The 15,335-nt window shown below is 43.3% G+C and carries 19 protein-coding genes; 11 read left to right on the top strand and 8 right to left on the bottom strand.

Features of this window, described 5'->3' with window-relative positions:
* The first annotated feature begins 59 nt into the window (after positions 1-59).
* On the top strand, positions 60-956 hold the full coding sequence (locus VKA52_RS10260) for an AEC family transporter (protein ID WP_326315595.1): 897 nt from the start codon (positions 60-62) through the stop codon (positions 954-956).
* Between the two features lie 15 nt (positions 957-971).
* Complete coding sequence (locus tag VKA52_RS10255) at positions 972-1,235, top strand: HPr family phosphocarrier protein (RefSeq protein WP_160911049.1); 264 nt, start codon at positions 972-974, stop codon at positions 1,233-1,235.
* A 621-nt stretch (positions 1,236-1,856) separates the two neighbouring features.
* On the opposite strand, the gene VKA52_RS10250 is transcribed toward VKA52_RS10255, so the two are convergent.
* The 4 genes from VKA52_RS10250 to VKA52_RS20790 form a co-directional block, all read right to left on the bottom strand.
* Positions 1,857-2,417 carry a transposase gene (locus VKA52_RS10250; protein WP_326315594.1) on the bottom strand — a complete coding sequence of 187 codons (561 nt, stop codon included), beginning with the start codon at positions 2,415-2,417 and terminating at the stop codon, positions 1,857-1,859.
* A 175-nt stretch (positions 2,418-2,592) separates the two neighbouring features.
* On the bottom strand, positions 2,593-2,790 hold the full coding sequence (locus VKA52_RS10245; RefSeq protein ID WP_160911053.1) for a hypothetical protein: 198 nt from the start codon (positions 2,788-2,790) through the stop codon (positions 2,593-2,595).
* A gap of 35 nt (positions 2,791-2,825) precedes the next feature.
* The gene (locus VKA52_RS10240) at positions 2,826-3,110 is read right to left on the bottom strand and encodes a hypothetical protein (protein ID WP_326315593.1); all 285 of its coding nucleotides are present in this window, start codon (positions 3,108-3,110) and stop codon (positions 2,826-2,828) included.
* 47 nt (positions 3,111-3,157) lie between these two features.
* Positions 3,158-3,631, bottom strand: coding sequence for an RNA polymerase sigma factor (locus VKA52_RS20790; protein ID WP_442788837.1), 474 nt, complete (start codon positions 3,629-3,631; stop codon positions 3,158-3,160).
* Positions 3,632-3,793: 162 nt separating this feature from the next.
* Here VKA52_RS20790 and VKA52_RS10230 point away from each other — a divergent pair, with 162 nt between their 5' ends.
* Complete coding sequence (locus VKA52_RS10230; protein ID WP_326315591.1) at positions 3,794-4,288, top strand: sigma-70 family RNA polymerase sigma factor; 495 nt, start codon at positions 3,794-3,796, stop codon at positions 4,286-4,288.
* A 32-nt stretch (positions 4,289-4,320) separates the two neighbouring features.
* Here the strand turns inward: VKA52_RS10230 and VKA52_RS10225 are convergent, their stop codons facing one another.
* Positions 4,321-4,701: a hypothetical protein gene (locus tag VKA52_RS10225; RefSeq protein WP_160911058.1), complete on the bottom strand. Its 381-nt coding sequence runs from the start codon at positions 4,699-4,701 to the stop codon at positions 4,321-4,323.
* Positions 4,702-4,901: 200 nt separating this feature from the next.
* Between VKA52_RS10225 and VKA52_RS10220 the strand changes: the two genes are divergently transcribed.
* Positions 4,902-5,354: a VanZ family protein gene (locus VKA52_RS10220; protein WP_326315590.1), complete on the top strand. Its 453-nt coding sequence runs from the start codon at positions 4,902-4,904 to the stop codon at positions 5,352-5,354.
* A 221-nt stretch (positions 5,355-5,575) separates the two neighbouring features.
* Here VKA52_RS10220 and thrB read toward each other — a convergent pair whose 3' ends face one another.
* The 3 genes from thrB to VKA52_RS10205 are packed head-to-tail and all read right to left on the bottom strand — an operon-like array spanning position 5,576 to position 8,833.
* Positions 5,576-6,487 (bottom strand): homoserine kinase, encoded by a 912-nt coding sequence (gene thrB / locus VKA52_RS10215; protein WP_326315589.1) that lies wholly within the window; start codon positions 6,485-6,487, stop codon positions 5,576-5,578.
* Positions 6,484-7,539: a threonine synthase gene (gene thrC, locus VKA52_RS10210; protein WP_160911064.1), complete on the bottom strand. Its 1,056-nt coding sequence runs from the start codon at positions 7,537-7,539 to the stop codon at positions 6,484-6,486. The genes thrB and thrC overlap by 4 nt, the downstream gene beginning before the upstream one ends.
* 1 nt (position 7,540) lies before the next feature.
* Positions 7,541-8,833 carry a homoserine dehydrogenase gene (locus tag VKA52_RS10205; RefSeq protein ID WP_326315588.1) on the bottom strand — a complete coding sequence of 431 codons (1,293 nt, stop codon included), beginning with the start codon at positions 8,831-8,833 and terminating at the stop codon, positions 7,541-7,543.
* A gap of 451 nt (positions 8,834-9,284) precedes the next feature.
* On the opposite strand from VKA52_RS10205, the gene VKA52_RS10200 reads away from it, so the two are divergent.
* The 7 genes from VKA52_RS10200 (at position 9,285) to VKA52_RS10170 (ending at position 15,186) form a co-directional block, all read left to right on the top strand.
* Positions 9,285-9,527: a hypothetical protein gene (locus VKA52_RS10200; protein WP_326315587.1), complete on the top strand. Its 243-nt coding sequence runs from the start codon at positions 9,285-9,287 to the stop codon at positions 9,525-9,527.
* 434 nt (positions 9,528-9,961) lie between these two features.
* A complete protein-coding gene (locus VKA52_RS10195) occupies positions 9,962-11,668 on the top strand; it encodes a phospho-sugar mutase (RefSeq protein ID WP_326315586.1) in 1,707 nt (568 codons plus the stop codon).
* A gap of 252 nt (positions 11,669-11,920) precedes the next feature.
* Positions 11,921-12,361, top strand: coding sequence for an IDEAL domain-containing protein (locus VKA52_RS10190; protein WP_326315585.1), 441 nt, complete (start codon positions 11,921-11,923; stop codon positions 12,359-12,361).
* Between the two features lie 263 nt (positions 12,362-12,624).
* Positions 12,625-12,762: an anti-repressor SinI family protein gene (locus tag VKA52_RS10185; protein ID WP_160911073.1), complete on the top strand. Its 138-nt coding sequence runs from the start codon at positions 12,625-12,627 to the stop codon at positions 12,760-12,762.
* Positions 12,763-12,845: 83 nt separating this feature from the next.
* Complete coding sequence (locus VKA52_RS10180) at positions 12,846-14,036, top strand: helix-turn-helix domain-containing protein (protein ID WP_160911075.1); 1,191 nt, start codon at positions 12,846-12,848, stop codon at positions 14,034-14,036.
* Between the two features lie 275 nt (positions 14,037-14,311).
* Positions 14,312-14,548 carry a helix-turn-helix domain-containing protein gene (locus VKA52_RS10175; protein WP_160911077.1) on the top strand — a complete coding sequence of 79 codons (237 nt, stop codon included), beginning with the start codon at positions 14,312-14,314 and terminating at the stop codon, positions 14,546-14,548.
* A 74-nt stretch (positions 14,549-14,622) separates the two neighbouring features.
* Entirely contained in the window at positions 14,623-15,186 is a 564-nt protein-coding gene (locus VKA52_RS10170; protein WP_326315584.1) for a hypothetical protein, read from the top strand.
* Positions 15,187-15,335 lie beyond the last annotated feature (149 nt).

The raw sequence follows: 15,335 nt of genomic DNA, 5'->3' as shown, positions 1-15,335 counted from the left end.
AAAGGCGGTGCGGACGCCGTCTATTGGATGGCGGGACGCAGCCGAACGGTAAATGTGTTATGAGTGTATTTATCCAAGTCGTATTGCCGGTTATTCTCATTTTCGGAGCCGGCTTTACCATACAAAAAATCGCTAAATTAGATGTGAAATCTGTATCGACGATCGCTCTGTATGTGATGCTGCCCTGTTTAGTGTTCCAGACATTTTACGAAGCGGATTTGAACGGGGAATATTTGATGATGCTCGTCTTCTCCGGCCTGTTGCTTTTCAGCATTCTTGGAATCAACAAAATTGTCAGCAAGGTAAAAAACTACGACCAGAGCATGGAGAGCGGGTTGATTTTATCAACGGCGTTCATGAATTCCGGGAACTACGGCGTACCGATCATTCTTTTTGCTTTCGGTGAAGAAGGATTTGTCTACTCCGTGTCCTTCATGGTTCTGCAGGCCATCATTATGAACTTTTTCGGCGTGTACTATGCGGCTAAAGGAACCTCCGGATTGAAAATGGCCCTGCTTTCTGTTTTGAAAATGCCACCGACATATGCGGTACTTGTGGCACTTCCCATGAATCTTGGCGGAGTACCCGTCCCCGATAATCTTATGAACAGCATCGACTTGCTGGCAGCCGCAACAGTTCCGATGGTGATGGTGGTACTTGGCATGCAGCTTGCCGGCATCCCATTGAGAAACCTGGAATGGCCGAAAGTTTCCTATGCCACGACCCTTCGTCTGATTGGTTCACCACTCATCGCCTTCGTTCTGACACTAGTGCTGCCGATGAGTGACATGATGGCTGCTGTGCTGATCGTTTCCGCGGCCATGCCTTCAGCAGCAACGACGACCATTTATGCCGTCCAGTTCAATTCGAAGCCGGACCTTGTTTCAAGCATTACTTTAGTGACGACGTTATTCAGTATCGTCACCATCCCTATACTATTGAACTTATTCATATAAAGGAGGAAGATTGAAATGAGCGAAAAAGTATCGAAAGATGTGAAGGTACACATGAAAGAAACACAAACAATCATGGAGCTCTCTCAGATCATCCAAAGCTATGATTCAGAAATCATTCTGAAGAAAGTGGTCCAGGGAAGCGTACACGAAGCCAACCTGAAAAGCTTTCTCGGCCTGATCAACTTAAGACTGCACGAAGGCGACGAAATCGAAGTCACCTGCATCGGCCCCGACGCCGCCCAAGCCCTCGAAGAAGTAGAAACCTTCCTTCAGCCTTAATTGGGATTTTATGTAAGACCTGGTCACCCATTATATGGGTGACCAGGTCTTTTTTTAGCAGGGCTTTTAAGCTTTGGAATCCATTCTATTTCGCATCAAACTTTCCTCTATGCACCAGTAAAAAAATGCCGGAATGGAAGATAAAAATAGAAAAAGTATCGTCGGGTAAAACCTGGTGAATAAACCTTCCAGATTGTTTTCAAGCAGCGGAAAAAAGAATAGAAAAAGAGGTCCCCCTACGAGATGGAAGAGTAGAGAAACGTATCGTGCGTTCTTTGATTTAATTCTTCCTTTTTTCCTTAGTGCATCACTTAACCCTTCACTAATGAGCGACCAGAACGGGGCGTAAACAAAAAATGCAAAAAGGAAATGGATGTTCGTAACCGCAGTCACCAACTCTACGATCTCCCATCCTAGGATGAAACTTGAAAAAATGGTGAATAAGAGAAAAATAAAATAAAAAATCATACCCACCAAGAACTTTCTTAAATACATATTCTCAGTCATATACCTATGCACTTCCTTAGAAAAAGATATGATGTCGAATAATCATTATAAACTTAAGTTATCATAAATTGTGAAAGGATAGAGGTTCTGTGTGGGATTTTATGTAAGACCTAGTCATCCATTATTTGGGTGACCAGGTCTTACTTTATTTGCCATTTGAACAAAAAACTCATACTGCTTCACGTCTTTGAAATAAGAAAGAATCGTAGAGGTGGAAACGAACTCGGAGTAATAAGGAGAGGGGGATAAGTAATGAGCGTAACTGCTCCATTTGTAATCTTCAGGCTGAAAGGTGATGAGTGCCCGACAAGGGTTCAAGTGAATATAGCGACTGACCTGGAGCACGGCATTCACATCATCCTCGAGCTTCGCTTTATAGGGCCCTTCAAAGAGATGACCAGCATAGCCGTATTTCTTGTTGAAATACATCGCGTATTGGGAGTGAAGATCCTTCATGAAAGTGCCTGGTGGGAGTTCAATGGTTTCGATAAGGAGGTGGACGTGGTTGGACATGAGGCAAAAAGAGTGAAGGTGGAACGGGTGGGAAAGCTTTGCTTCCTGCAATAGTGTTAAATACTTGTACCTGTCTTTCTCATCATAAAAAATATCTACTTTTCGGTTTCCTCTAGCCGTTATATGGTACCAGGCCTTCGGAAACCATCGACGCTTACGCATAACATCAATCCTTTCTCCATCAATAATTACACCTCTCCTTTATTCGACAAAAGCGTCTAAACTCCTGCACCATTTCCAAATATTGTTGTACCAGGTAATACAAATAATTCCAATAACACCACAACTACAGGAAAGCTCCACATAAAAAAGATCCGCCTTTATAGACGGATCTTTTTTATGTGGAGCTTTGGTTTTTCTTATCTTTCCAGAACATATAAAGGTTCAGGCATAGAAACGCGACACTGAAGATGGCGCTGAAGGTCGACATTTCCACGACATTCGTGAACCAGCCCAGAATTAAATAAATGAGAAAAAATCCGGCAAATCCGAGATAGAGCATCGTCTCTTCCTTTCCATAAAACGTCCCTGACATTATAACATTCTAAGGAACGTGGAGGAAAATCGTGATTACTCCGGTGGGTACATGTGAAACCGATAGACGTTAAATTCATTGCCGGCTTCGATGCTGTAGGACTGAATGGGGAGGTGGGCAAATAGAGTGCCGTCGGTTTGTTCGATGGAGATGTCGAGTATAAGTTCTCGATCTTCTAACAGTGGCAGCGGAAAAGGATTGACGATTTCAACCATCCATTCGTAAGCCAGACGCTCAAGGAATGCATGGGTGAACGTAGTTGGTGCATCATCGAGCCATATATTCGCAAGAGGGAACAAGGACCGGGACGTTTGTTCCAAAGAGGATTCCTCCGTTTTTATTGGGATAATTATATTTTCCCTATTTACTACGTGGGTAAACAGTCGGCTGTTTTTCTCCTGATCTGTCTTCGGGCTCTTAGAATAGTAGAAGGGCTCTTTCCTATCAATGAAGAAATTTGATTCACGGTGTAACCGATATAGCATCTTTCAAAAACGGCTTGTTCTATAAGTGTGAGAGAGGAAAAGTGATGAATGTCAAGAAGAAGAAGAGGTTCGTGCAGCGGGTCTTTTCCGTGTGGGTTTTGTTGGATGGAGAAAAAGTGAATGGCTTCCCTGTTTTGATGGTTTCTTCTGTTCATCGTTTGGAAGTGTCTGTACAAGGATTGAATGAAAAACGTGGAGAACTTGCTGCGTTTGTAGTCATACTTTTCTACACAACGTACATAAATGAGATAGCTCTCCTGCAGGCAGTCTTCGTAAGGCTCCGGGAGCTTCCAACGACGGAGGCAGGAATGGATAAGGCGTTGATAAGCGGGGAAATCAAGAATATGATCTTTCATGACACACTCCTTTCTATGCATCTATTATCCTGTATTTCCTAACGAATGAAAAGAAAAATTCAATTTTCTTCTACATAAAATTGAAAAATTTGCAAAAACATGACACCAAAATCCCTTTTTCTATCGATTATAGTATGAAGGATTATTTAGGGAGGGTGTCTTATGGTTATCGATGATATGTTTGAAAAATTAGTAGCAGAAAGTGAAGAGTTGATTCATTATCATATTCATAAGCTGAATATTAGAGATCGAAACGGCGATTTCTATGCCGAAGGTCTTTTCGCTCTGTGGAATGCCTACCGTACATATGACCCTGAGGCGGGAACCTTGCATTCATACATGCACTGGAAAGTCCGCAATGCGTTGATTGATAAAATCCGTAAAGATTCAAGAACCTATGAGCAGGAGGAGGGGATCGCCGAGCAGATGGTACAGGAGGGACGCGATCAATGGGAGGACGAAATTACAGACGAACCCCTATGGAACCAGGTAAAAGAGGCGCTCACACCGAATCAGTGGAAATGGGTCTATCACTATATCATTAGGGACCGGTCCATTTCACAGATTGCTCGTCTGGAAGGGGTAAGTCAGGATGCTGTGAAAAACTGGGGGAGACACGCAAGGAAGAAACTGAAGGAACTTGGTAAGACCATATAAAAAGCCTCGGAGGGGACCCCGAGACTGTGCGCTTATTTATTAATGGTTATATTTATTTTGCTCAATCCAAGCGCGCGTGCAGCTTTAATCATCTTAGCCGCCTCTTGCTCTGCATCCTGGATTTGCACGTCATTTCTGGAAATGCTCAACGTCGTCCCGCCAGACAACATCGTCGCTTCCTCTGATGTATGTTGATCCTCTTTAATCGATAAAAACGATTGTGGTTGTTCTTCCATCATTTCTTCCTGACGCATACGATTGACACGTCCGCGAATCTTACGACCGTGATACACGACGCTCGCATACGGGCATCCTGTCTCTGCAGCAATTTCTCGGTAGTTTTTATCTGTCTCGCCGATTAGACGTTTTACTTCGCTGAGGTCATAGTCGTATTGTTTACTCTTCTTCGCCATTTCGAATCCCCCTTTTGATTTTCTAATAATATTGTATACAAATTTTCTCCTTAATAATAGTGTGAGTTAGTAATTCTTTAAATCTTTTAAAATCATTTACAGTTGTTGTAAACTATTAAATATGCAAATGAAAAGATAATAGGAAAGTGTGACTGATTTTGTGTAAAAAAGTTATTTATGGTTTATTACCCCTGGGTGTAATGGGTTTAATTTTCTTCTTTTCTTCCCAGCCCTATGAACAACAGGACCTGCGTCCAACGATGAATCTTTATATGAATTTAGATTTTATCAAACCCGTGTTATCCCTCATCGAATTTACTTACTACGGGGAGACGATCAATATAGAAAGCCGTGGGGTTGATGGCATGCTGGAGTTTCTCATTAGGAAAGCAGCCCACCTGACCGTTTTTTTCTTCCTCATGATCACGACATTTCTCGCTTTCCATCACAACACGAGGTGGGGATTAAAAGGGAAATTGATCGTATCTTACATGATCACCGTCCTCTATGCTTGTTTTGATGAATATCACCAGTCACTCACCCCCAACCGCACGCCTTATGCCGGGGATGTCGTTTTAGACAGCATTGGAGGCTTGGTGGGAGTTTTACTCATTCTCCTCTTTTATGTTAGAAAAAGCACGGAGAAACGTTGATCCTGGACTCCATATTTTATAGTAGCGCACCAAAGAGGTGCCAAATCGCGCCAAAGGGAAGGCGAATCGCGCCAAAGAGGTGCCGAGTCGCGCCAAAGGGAGAGCGAGTCGCGCCAAAGGGAAGCCGAATCGCGCCAAAGAAGTGCCGAGTCGCGCAAAAGGCTCGCCCATTCACACCAAAACAAAAAGAGAACCAGTACTTCATGTACTGGTTCTCTTTGTCATTTTTCAGGGGTCAAAACCAATGTTTCTGCACCACTCAGGTTCACCTGGAGCGGTTCGACCTGATATTCATCAAGAGCTACTTCAAGTCGTTCTCGTTTACCTTCATCCCATTCATCAAAAAGGGCCACAGTGGTCGGTCCTGCCCCACTGATATAGTGGCCGAGCGAATGTTCTTTTTCCAGTATTTCTTTAAAAGAAGAGAATCCAGGAATGAGAATCTGCCGGTAAGGCTGATGCCAGCGGTCGCTCTGCATCATTTTTCCGGCAAGCGCCCAATTTTTTGTAGCTAAGGCAGCGACGAGCACATTGGCGCTCCCGCTATTGTTCACCGCCTGTTTGTACTCCATTTCCACAGGCAGTAATCCACGTGCTTTTTCCGTTTCCAAATGATAGTCGGGAATGATGGCGAGCCAGGTTAACTTATCCATTCCTTCTGTGAAATGGACATAATCCAAATGCTCCTCGTCATAATTAGAAACCATAATGCCGCCGAAAATCGCCGGTCCTACATTGTCAGGATGCCCCTCAATCTCGCAGGCAATTTTAAATTTTTCATAACGACTTAAGCCAAGGTCAAGGAGATGATCAGCCAGTTCAATACCTCCCACTACTGCGGTTGATGAACTTCCAAGCCCTCGGGCGATTGGCACATCATTCTCAAGCTGCACATAGGTGGGGGGGAGGTCTTCATGCCCCATGGCTTCGGCTGTGAATAACGCCGTCTTGTAAATCAGGTTGTTTTTACCCGAAGGGATATAAGGCTGGTCTTCTTCAGGAACGGAAAAAAACCATTCATCGGCCGGCTGGCAGTCAAGCGTCACATATTTCGATAGTGCAATACCGACGGAATCAAATCCCGGGCCGAGGTTCGCGGATGTCGCAGGCACTCGGATTTGAAACCGGCTCATGATTGAACACCTGTCACAGCAGAAGCGAAGATGTTGTAATCATTTTCGATGCGTGTCGGTTTGACTGGGCTCTGGTCCATGGCTGTCGTCGGATCCTTCAACCCGTTCCCTGTTAACACATGAACGATTTTAGAACCTTGTGGAATCGTACCGTCTTTCACTTTTTTAATCATACCTGCGATGGAAGCACAGGAGGCAGGCTCAGCGAACACGCCTTCTTTTTGCGCGAGATACTGATAGGCTTCAACGATTTCTTCATCTGTCACTTCATCAATTAGGCCATTCGATTCAGCACGCACGCTTAACGCTTTATCCCAGCTTGCCGGGTTCCCGATTCTGATCGCTGTCGCCAATGTTTCCGGATCTTCAATAACCTGATTGCGGACAATTGCGGCAGAACCGCTCGCCTCAAAGCCCATCATCTGGGGAAGTCCGGAACCATGTCGCTCGTTGTATTCTTTGAACCCTTTCCAATACGCCGTAATGTTTCCGGCATTACCGACAGGAATACTTAAGATATCCGGTGCTGTTCCAAGCGCATCACAAACTTCAAAGGCAGCCGTCTTCTGTCCTTCGATACGGTAAGGGTTCACAGAGTTTACGAGAGTGACCGGCTCATTCTCTGCCATTTTCCGTACCATACGAAGAGCGTCATCGAAGTTCCCTTTGATTGCAAAAATTTCCGCGCCGTACATAACCGCCTGCGCCAGTTTTCCTTCAGCGATTTTTCCATCAGGGATGACGACGATGCAGCGAAGGCCTGCTCGTGCAGCAAATGCAGCTGCAGAAGCGGACGTGTTTCCTGTAGAAGCACAGATCACAGCTTCTGAACCTTCTTCAATCGCCTTAGCCATCGCCATCACCATGCCGCGGTCTTTGAAAGAGCCTGTCGGGTTCGCTCCTTCAATTTTGACATACCCCTCAATTCCAAGGTCCTGGGAGATGGATGGAATCGGAAGGAGAGGAGTATTCCCCTCATGCAACGTCAGTTTTGGTGTTTTTTCGGAAACGGGTAAAAACTCTCCATATTCATGAATCAATCCACGCCACATGTCAGTTTCCTCCTTCTACACGGAATATGCTGTCGATATTTCTTACAGAATCGAGCGACTCAATATCCTGAATAGCTTTTTCAAAATCTTCCTCGCTTACTTGATGAGTGACCATCATCAATTCACGTTCGCCTTCCTGATCGGTCGAACGCTGGGTGAATTGATCGAAAGAAAGGTCGTATTGGGCGAAAATGTTCGTCAAGTCGTTCAACATGCCTGCCTTGTCATCAACATGAAGACGGATATACTTCTTCGTCAGCTGATCTTTCTTCGCTTTCACCTGCTTAGGGAACTGTGGCTGCACATAGGCTGTACCTGTTGTCCCGAGGCGGATGTTTTTCAATACGGCGATCAAGTCCGCTACTACAGCAGTGGCTGTCGGAAGTTTACCGGCCCCAGGTCCGTAGAACATCGTTTCGCCGACGGCATCTCCGTACACATAAACGGCATTAAATTCATCATTAACAGAAGAAAGCGGGTGTTGAATCGGAAGCAATGTCGGCTCGACACTGACCGAAACACCATTGTGGTTATTTTCCGCAATCCCGATCAGCTTGATGCGATACCCCAGCTCTTCTGCGTAGGTAATGTCATCAGAAGAAATGCCGCGTATTCCTTTAATATCAACATCTTCCAGACTGTAAGGCATAGAGAAACCTAAGATTGATAGAATTGTCATCTTTCTCGCCGCATCCAGACCATCTACGTCAGCCGTCGGATCGGCTTCTGCGAAACCAAGATCCTGTGCTTCCTTCAAGACGCTGTCAAAGTCCACCCCGTCCTGGGCCATCTTCGTCATAATATAGTTTGTCGTGCCGTTGACGATTCCCATCATCTTTGTAATACGATCGGAGGACAGGCCGTCCATGATCGAGCGGATGATTGGAATACCGCCGGCCACACTCGCTTCATAATACAAGTCACAGTGATGCTTCTGGCACGCTTCGAAAAGCTGCTCACCATGTTGGGCGACAAGATCCTTGTTCGCCGTGACGATGTGTTTTCCGTGTTCAATGGCTTCTAATAATATAGTAAGCGTGTGATCGATCCCACCCATCACCTCTACGATGACATCAATCTCCGGATCTCTCGTAATATCCTGGTACTGATCCGTCAACTGGGTTTCAGCCGGAACCTCGCGGGTTTTTGACATGTCACTGACAAGCACAGACTTAATCGTGACATTACACCCTGTCTTATGTTCAATGCGTTCTTTATGATCGCGGAGGATCTCAATCACTCCACTTCCGACCGTTCCAAGTCCTAGTAGTCCTACGGTAATGGCTTTATTCATCGTTCACACTCCTTGTCTACTTGAAATAAACATTATTCTTTGTATAAAGGACATTGTAACGGAAAGGAAATTGAAGCACAAGACCGAATTATCCGACGATTTAACCTTCCATATAATGTATGACCTGGTACACCAGAAAATGGAAGGTGTATTTTGGTTCTTCCCCCTATCTAAAAGAATCCATCGGCTGAATGGATAGATAAAGTCGTGCTTCTTCAGTTAGTAGATGAACTTTTACAATAAATTAACAAAACTAGAAAAAATCATTTTGTAAGCTGTTTTCACAAAGAAAAGGGCGTTTTTATAAACCTTTTGAGTGGAAAATCGTTTTCTTCGAACTATTCATTGTAAAAAAATAGAAATGCAAACAAGCGAAAAATATAGGATATATTGACTAATAATGGAAGGTACATTATAACTAAATGGGACAGATGAGGAGGTGAAACAGTCAGTGACTATTCTTACACAACAGGGGATGCAAGGAGTGTTATTATTACCCAAGAATCTTGAAGTCTATGATGAATACGTAAGGAGACTTATGAAAGAATGGGGAATATATGGACGCGAAGATGAATTTATAAGAGAAGGAAGAGCAACCGTCTACCGCATCCATAAAGAGAAGAAAGAGACGATGGATATAGATATATGTATAGAGATAAGAAAAGATCTACTAAAATTTTTTCCCTCAGATTAACTCATTATAAGGAACAAAAGAAAGAAGGCCGCTAGCTTCCACAGCGGCCTTCTTTCTTTTGGAAGTGATAGGATGACCAGGTCATACAAATATTCCCAACACACAGTCCGCAAGAGAACACTATTAAAAGTGGTATTCATTTATTGGGAATAAAAGGTGTACCAGGTCATACAGATATTTCCATAATAGAAACATCCTACTTAAATGTTACAATATTAGATGAAGTTACATAGTTTATTTGCTTTCGGTGTAAAAAGGGAAGAAAAGTAAAAGATTTCTATCTAAATGCGCCGAAAAAACAGGATTTCCACCAAATAATGGCGAATGAAAAGAACTAGAGAAGAACGAGTTGGAATGTGAATGATAGACTTCCACTCATAGAAAATGGCTTCCCTAAATCGCTAAAGAAAAATAATCACGAAGGAGTGTTGTGCATGTGGAAAAATGATTACAACCGTTGGAAAGAATTTACCGAACTTGATGCTGATCTTGCATCAAAGCTGGAAGAACTAACATCAGATGAACAATCTTTGGAAGATGCTTTCTACAAGAACCTGGAATTCGGGACAGGTGGAATGCGCGGAAAGCTCGGACCAGGAACAAACCGCATGAACATCTACACCGTGAGAAAAGCGGCCGAAGGCCTGGCCACCTATGTCAATGACCAGGGCTTGTCCAACAGGGGCGTAGCGATTGCTTATGACTCCCGTTATATGTCCAAGGAGTTCGCAGTAGAGACCGCTCGTGTCCTTGGCCATCACGGCATTCCTTCTTACGTATTCACGTCCCTAAGACCAACGCCGGAATTATCCTTTGCTGTCCGCCACTTGAACGCAGCAGCAGGCGTTGTCGTAACGGCGAGCCACAACCCTCCGGAATACAATGGTTTCAAAGCCTACAACGAAGACGGCGGTCAACTTCCTCCTGAGCAGGCGGAAATCATGATCGATTTTGTAAACAAAGTGGAAAACGAATTGAAGGTAGAAGCGGCTGATCAACAAGAGCTGGAAGAACAGGGACTGCTTCGCTGGATTGATGATGAAGTCGATGAGGCTTATCTTGAAGCATTGAAAGGTGTTACAGTCCAGCCGGATATCCAAAAGGATCTATCCCTCGTGTTCACGCCACTGCACGGTACGGCTCGTGATCTTGTTGAAAAAGGGCTGCAGCAGAGTGGATTCACGTCCATTCACATCGTTGAGGAACAAGCGAAGCCGGATCCTGAATTTTCTACCGTTGCCTCTCCGAACCCTGAGGAGCATCAGGCTTTTGAGATGGCGATTGATCAAGGAAAAGCCATTGGGGCTGACTTGCTGATGGCGACAGACCCGGATGCCGACCGTCTCGGTGTTGCCGTTCCGAATGAAAAAGGCGAATATGTCGTTCTTACAGGGAACCAGACGGGTGCCCTTTTACTGGATTATATTCTCGGACAATCGGAACAACTCCCGCAAAACGGGCTTCTAATCAAAACGATCGTAACCTCTGAATTCGGCCGGGTCATCGCTAACTCCTACGGCATCCGTTCCCTCGACACGCTGACAGGCTTCAAGTTCATCGGGGAAAAAATTCGTGAATATGAACAAAGTGGAGAGCACACGTTCATGTTCGGCTATGAGGAAAGTTACGGGTATCTGGTTAAAGACTTTGCTCGTGACAAAGACGCTGTCCAGGCGGCTGTCCTTGCAGCAGAAGTTGGCGCACACTGGAAGAATCAAGGCAAAACGTTACTGGATGCCCTTGATGAGTTGTATGAAAAACACGGCTACTTCCTTGAAGACCTTCAGTCGATGAAGCTGGAAGGAAAGTCAGGAACTGAACAAATCAAGGCGATTATGGACGACTTCCGTAACGCTGAAATTAAAGAAGCAGGTGGAAAGAAAGTCGTGGCCATTGAAGATTATGCAACGACCCTTCGTAAACATGTCCAGGGCGGAACCGAAGAGGAAATCGACCTTCCGACGTCCAATGTCGTTAAGTTCATCCTTGAGGACGACTGCTGGTTCTGCCTGCGCCCGTCAGGTACAGAACCGAAAATCAAGTTTTATTACGGAGTAAAATCCGGCACAAGAAAAGAAAGTGAAGAACTGCTGGCCGCTGTAAAAGCAACCGTTAACGAACGTTTGCATGCGCTTATCTAAATCGCTGAACCACCATCCCACTGGATGGTGGTTTTCTTATTATGGATTTAAATGAAGTCGCCATTATGCTCAGCTGGGTCGTTATCCATCCAGGAACAATCGCTTCGCCAATAATACCTTTCAAAAACGCCGAACCCCAAAGCCCATTCCATATTAATCGCTTTCATTTTGTTGACAAATACGCGATAATAGAATAAAATACTGAAAATTCAGATTTAATGAAAAAGGGGTGGGCCCATGTTGAACATAAAAATGCTTAAGCCATACTATGTTAAAGAAGACAAACGCTTCATTCGAGTCGTTCTAGCCTACCAGTACTTTTCGCTACTCATTGATAACGAGTTGTATCAGTTCATCCCGATGGAATCAAGAGAAATTATAATCGACCGCAATCGTCAACGGGTGCATAACGTTTTCGATATATTCGTCTTCCAGCGGGGCAAGAAAATGGTTTATGTTTCTGTCTCCGATTTACTGCAACTGCCTGAGTTTATCTCGCACCTTCATTCGATTGTGTCGCCGTATTATGAAGAGGGGATCGAAATTAGTCAGCAATCATCTAAAGAAGTGAAGGAAATCATCCGTGAATTAGAAAAAGATAACCTTCGACGCCTCATCGACAAGGCGATCGATCAACATGATGAAGACGCCTTCCGTCTTCTCACTGAAAAATGGAATAACATGTACACATGAAAACACCCAGGTGTGAATTCAATCATGCCTGGGTATTTATTTCTATACTTTATTCGTCAAAAAAATACAACATCTTTATTCGACTTATCAAAAACTATCTGAAAAATGTGAAATTTAAGTGATAATAGTTCAATTGAATTCTAGATTTATCCATTATAATAATACATATAACATGGACAAAGTTCTACGAGCATTGATGGTACTGGCGAAGGCCATTCCTCAAGCTCTGCTTATCGAATTGACCATTAGGGGAGGATGACCGGATGGAAACGCTGCCTAGAGAACGGAAGTTGGATGAAGAATGGGTGTTTTTATTGAAAGAAGCGAAAGCCATGGGGTTAAGTAAAGATGAGGTTAAAAACTTTTTAAAACAACAATCTAAATCAGCCAAAACGGTCTGACATCCTTTACTTGAAAGGGTGTTCTTTTTTTGCCATGATAGAGAAGTACTAAGCATAAAGAAGGGGCAGGAAGAGAGGTCCTTATGACAAAATATGAGTTAATGAACTTGTTGAAAGATTGTTCGATCACTATGAACATCCCTGTGTTAATGTTTAATGAAAGAAATAAGATGATCTACCATTATCCGGAACATTTTCAAAAGCCACCCAAAGCTCTTAGGAGTATACATAAAACCTATATCAATGAGTGTAGAAAGCATCCCTTTACCATGCAAGTGTACACAGATCATTATTATCAACATCTTCTCTTATACCCTTATGTAGATGAAAATAAAAAGAGCCTGGTGATTGGCATTGGTCCCTTTGTTCAACAGGAAGTAAGCCATAAACATGTAAGGATGAACCTTATTATGAACGATTTGGATGCTGGGTTGGAGGAACCATTTGTCGAGTATCTTGCTCAACTTCCGATGCTGAATCAATCACAGGTAAGCGCGCTTAAACGATTGATGAACCAACTATTACCGAAGCAGAGAAAAAAGGTGACGGGGAGTATGGAACAGGCGAAAATCCATAAGCAGTATCAGTCCTTCACCCAAACGCTATCTTCGTATCCTGAGACGATAGCAACCAAACAAAAATTCTTCGAGTTATTTAAAAATGGTCAAGATGAAGCCATCGAAGTTTACGAAAAGCTCCGAGAGAAAACATTAAACGGAAAAGACCTCCGCCATCATAAAAATCAAATGATTCGTTGGATTTCTGAACTAGGGCATGTATGCATGGAAAAAGGTGCCCAGCAGGATGAAGTGGATTCTCTAAGTGATTTTTATATCAATTTCTTAGAATCTCAGGGAACAGAAGAAGATCTGAAAGCCTTAGAAATGAACATCCTTAAATCGTTTTTGGAGCGGATACAGAAGAATGGTGAACGAAGGATGTATTCTCCCTTGGTGGAAAGAACGCAGAAATACATTTTCCAAAACTTAACCAAAGATTTGACCTTGAAAGGAATCGCTGAAGCTCTTAATGTTAATCCGAATTATCTCTCTGGAGTCTTTACAAAAGAAAAAGGGATTTCTATTACTCAGTTTATAAATCAACAACGGATAAAAGAGGCAAAAGAATTACTATGTATCACTCATCATTCCCTTATGGATATCAGTACGTTACTCGGATATAACAGTCAGAGCTATTTTACACGAGTGTTTAAAAGTATCGAAGGCATCGGGCCGAAAGAGTTTAGAAATAAATACAGAGTTTATGAGGAATAAAAAGACGGATCATCATTCGTCTTTTTTTTATGTTCGTTTGCTGCCAAGGAAGGGCAGCAAGCTCCAATAGGATGGTTTCTTATTACTCAAACCCATTGTTTGAACGTTCTCATTAAAGAAAAGATGAGGCTTGAGTAACAGAGGTTTCATTAGAAAATATAAAGGTAAGGAAATATAACTGTTTCTTTTAGTGAATAAAAGCATTATAATATTCTTAATAGAGAACAATTGTGGTATAGGAAACCAATTATTGGCCAGGAAAGCGAGGTAAAGCAATGACCCCTATCGGTGAGAAGATACGCATGCTAAGAATGGGGAAAAATCTATCAGTCAATGAGTTTGCAAAAAAGTCCGGGGTTTCAAAATCTTACATCAGCAATATTGAGCGCGGCGTCCAAGCCAATCCTTCGCTTATTGTGATGGGGAAACTGGCGAAAACTCTTGACGTTTCATTGGAAGAATTATTGACTCATAAGTATGCCCGTGTGGAAGATGATGAGGAAAAGGTTTGAAGTGAGTAGAGCAGAGTGCGATTCCATTTTTATAAAAGTACCACCCATTGGATGGGTAAGAGAGGAGGAGGATGGTGAGAAATAAGGTCATGTTCACAAGAGAAGCAGCTCGAAGGAACATTTATTCCATTCCTCTTCCACCTTTGCACGCTCCGTCTGATGAACGGCTGAATTTGAATGCCGTCGTATCTCACTATTCCCAGCTATGTCTTAAGTCCGGATGGAACGTGCTGAGGAAAGAAGGACATATCTATGTAGAATATCAGGGGAAAGAAATCGCAGAAGCGGAATGGACGGATGGAATCATAGGAGATGCTTCCCCGCTTTCTTACTTGCAGGCGGCTGTATGCGATCATCATCTCAATGAATACAGCACCCGTAAAACATCAGTGATTGAAGAAGCAATCATAGATGACGCCTACGTGAGGGCCTTGGATCTACTTGGACAATGGGACTTCGGGGACATCAAAAGAAGTCTCAACCCCATCTTTTTCTATGACTCTCTGGATCATCCCGCAGTGATTTTCTTTACTTTTCACCGGGAAGGAAAGAGGATCCTGCAAAAGCATATTCATCGTTTCAGCAAACGCAGTTATAGACTTAAAGTTCTTCACAAGACATGGATGACAAATGAATAAGGGAAAACAGAACCTGACGAGCGTCTGATCCCGGCCCGTTAGGTTTTTCTTTGTGTATTATCGCTTCCTGTACAACTACCCACACGGGTGTTAGGAGTAAATCATATTATATTCTGACAAATTTTATTTTATTTTGTAGAAAAATAGTA

The sequence above is a fragment of the Halobacillus sp. HZG1 genome (genome assembly GCF_035818575.1).
In the GTDB taxonomy this organism is placed as follows: Bacteria; Bacillota; Bacilli; order Bacillales; family Halobacillaceae; genus Halobacillus; species Halobacillus litoralis.
Note: the sequence above shows the minus strand (reverse complement) of the source record. Positions and strands in the feature narration are given on the sequence as shown.

Coding starts and splice junctions, on each gene's coding strand:
- VKA52_RS10260 (WP_326315595.1), top strand. CDS start 60: ATGAGTGTATTTATCCAAGTCGTATTGCCGGTTATTCTCATTTTCGGA.
- VKA52_RS10255 (WP_160911049.1), top strand. CDS start 972: ATGAGCGAAAAAGTATCGAAAGATGTGAAGGTACACATGAAAGAAACA.
- VKA52_RS10250 (WP_326315594.1), bottom strand. CDS start 2,417: ATGCGTAAGCGTCGATGGTTTCCGAAGGCCTGGTACCATATAACGGCT.
- VKA52_RS10245 (WP_160911053.1), bottom strand. CDS start 2,790: ATGTCAGGGACGTTTTATGGAAAGGAAGAGACGATGCTCTATCTCGGA.
- VKA52_RS20790 (WP_442788837.1), bottom strand. CDS start 3,631: ATGAAAGATCATATTCTTGATTTCCCCGCTTATCAACGCCTTATCCAT.
- VKA52_RS10230 (WP_326315591.1), top strand. CDS start 3,794: ATGGTTATCGATGATATGTTTGAAAAATTAGTAGCAGAAAGTGAAGAG.
- VKA52_RS10225 (WP_160911058.1), bottom strand. CDS start 4,701: ATGGCGAAGAAGAGTAAACAATACGACTATGACCTCAGCGAAGTAAAA.
- VKA52_RS10220 (WP_326315590.1), top strand. CDS start 4,902: ATGGGTTTAATTTTCTTCTTTTCTTCCCAGCCCTATGAACAACAGGAC.
- thrB (WP_326315589.1), bottom strand. CDS start 6,487: ATGAGCCGGTTTCAAATCCGAGTGCCTGCGACATCCGCGAACCTCGGC.
- thrC (WP_160911064.1), bottom strand. CDS start 7,539: ATGTGGCGTGGATTGATTCATGAATATGGAGAGTTTTTACCCGTTTCC.
- VKA52_RS10205 (WP_326315588.1), bottom strand. CDS start 8,833: ATGAATAAAGCCATTACCGTAGGACTACTAGGACTTGGAACGGTCGGA.
- VKA52_RS10195 (WP_326315586.1), top strand. CDS start 9,962: ATGTGGAAAAATGATTACAACCGTTGGAAAGAATTTACCGAACTTGAT.
- VKA52_RS10190 (WP_326315585.1), top strand. CDS start 11,921: ATGCTTAAGCCATACTATGTTAAAGAAGACAAACGCTTCATTCGAGTC.
- VKA52_RS10185 (WP_160911073.1), top strand. CDS start 12,625: ATGGAAACGCTGCCTAGAGAACGGAAGTTGGATGAAGAATGGGTGTTT.
- VKA52_RS10180 (WP_160911075.1), top strand. CDS start 12,846: ATGACAAAATATGAGTTAATGAACTTGTTGAAAGATTGTTCGATCACT.
- VKA52_RS10175 (WP_160911077.1), top strand. CDS start 14,312: ATGACCCCTATCGGTGAGAAGATACGCATGCTAAGAATGGGGAAAAAT.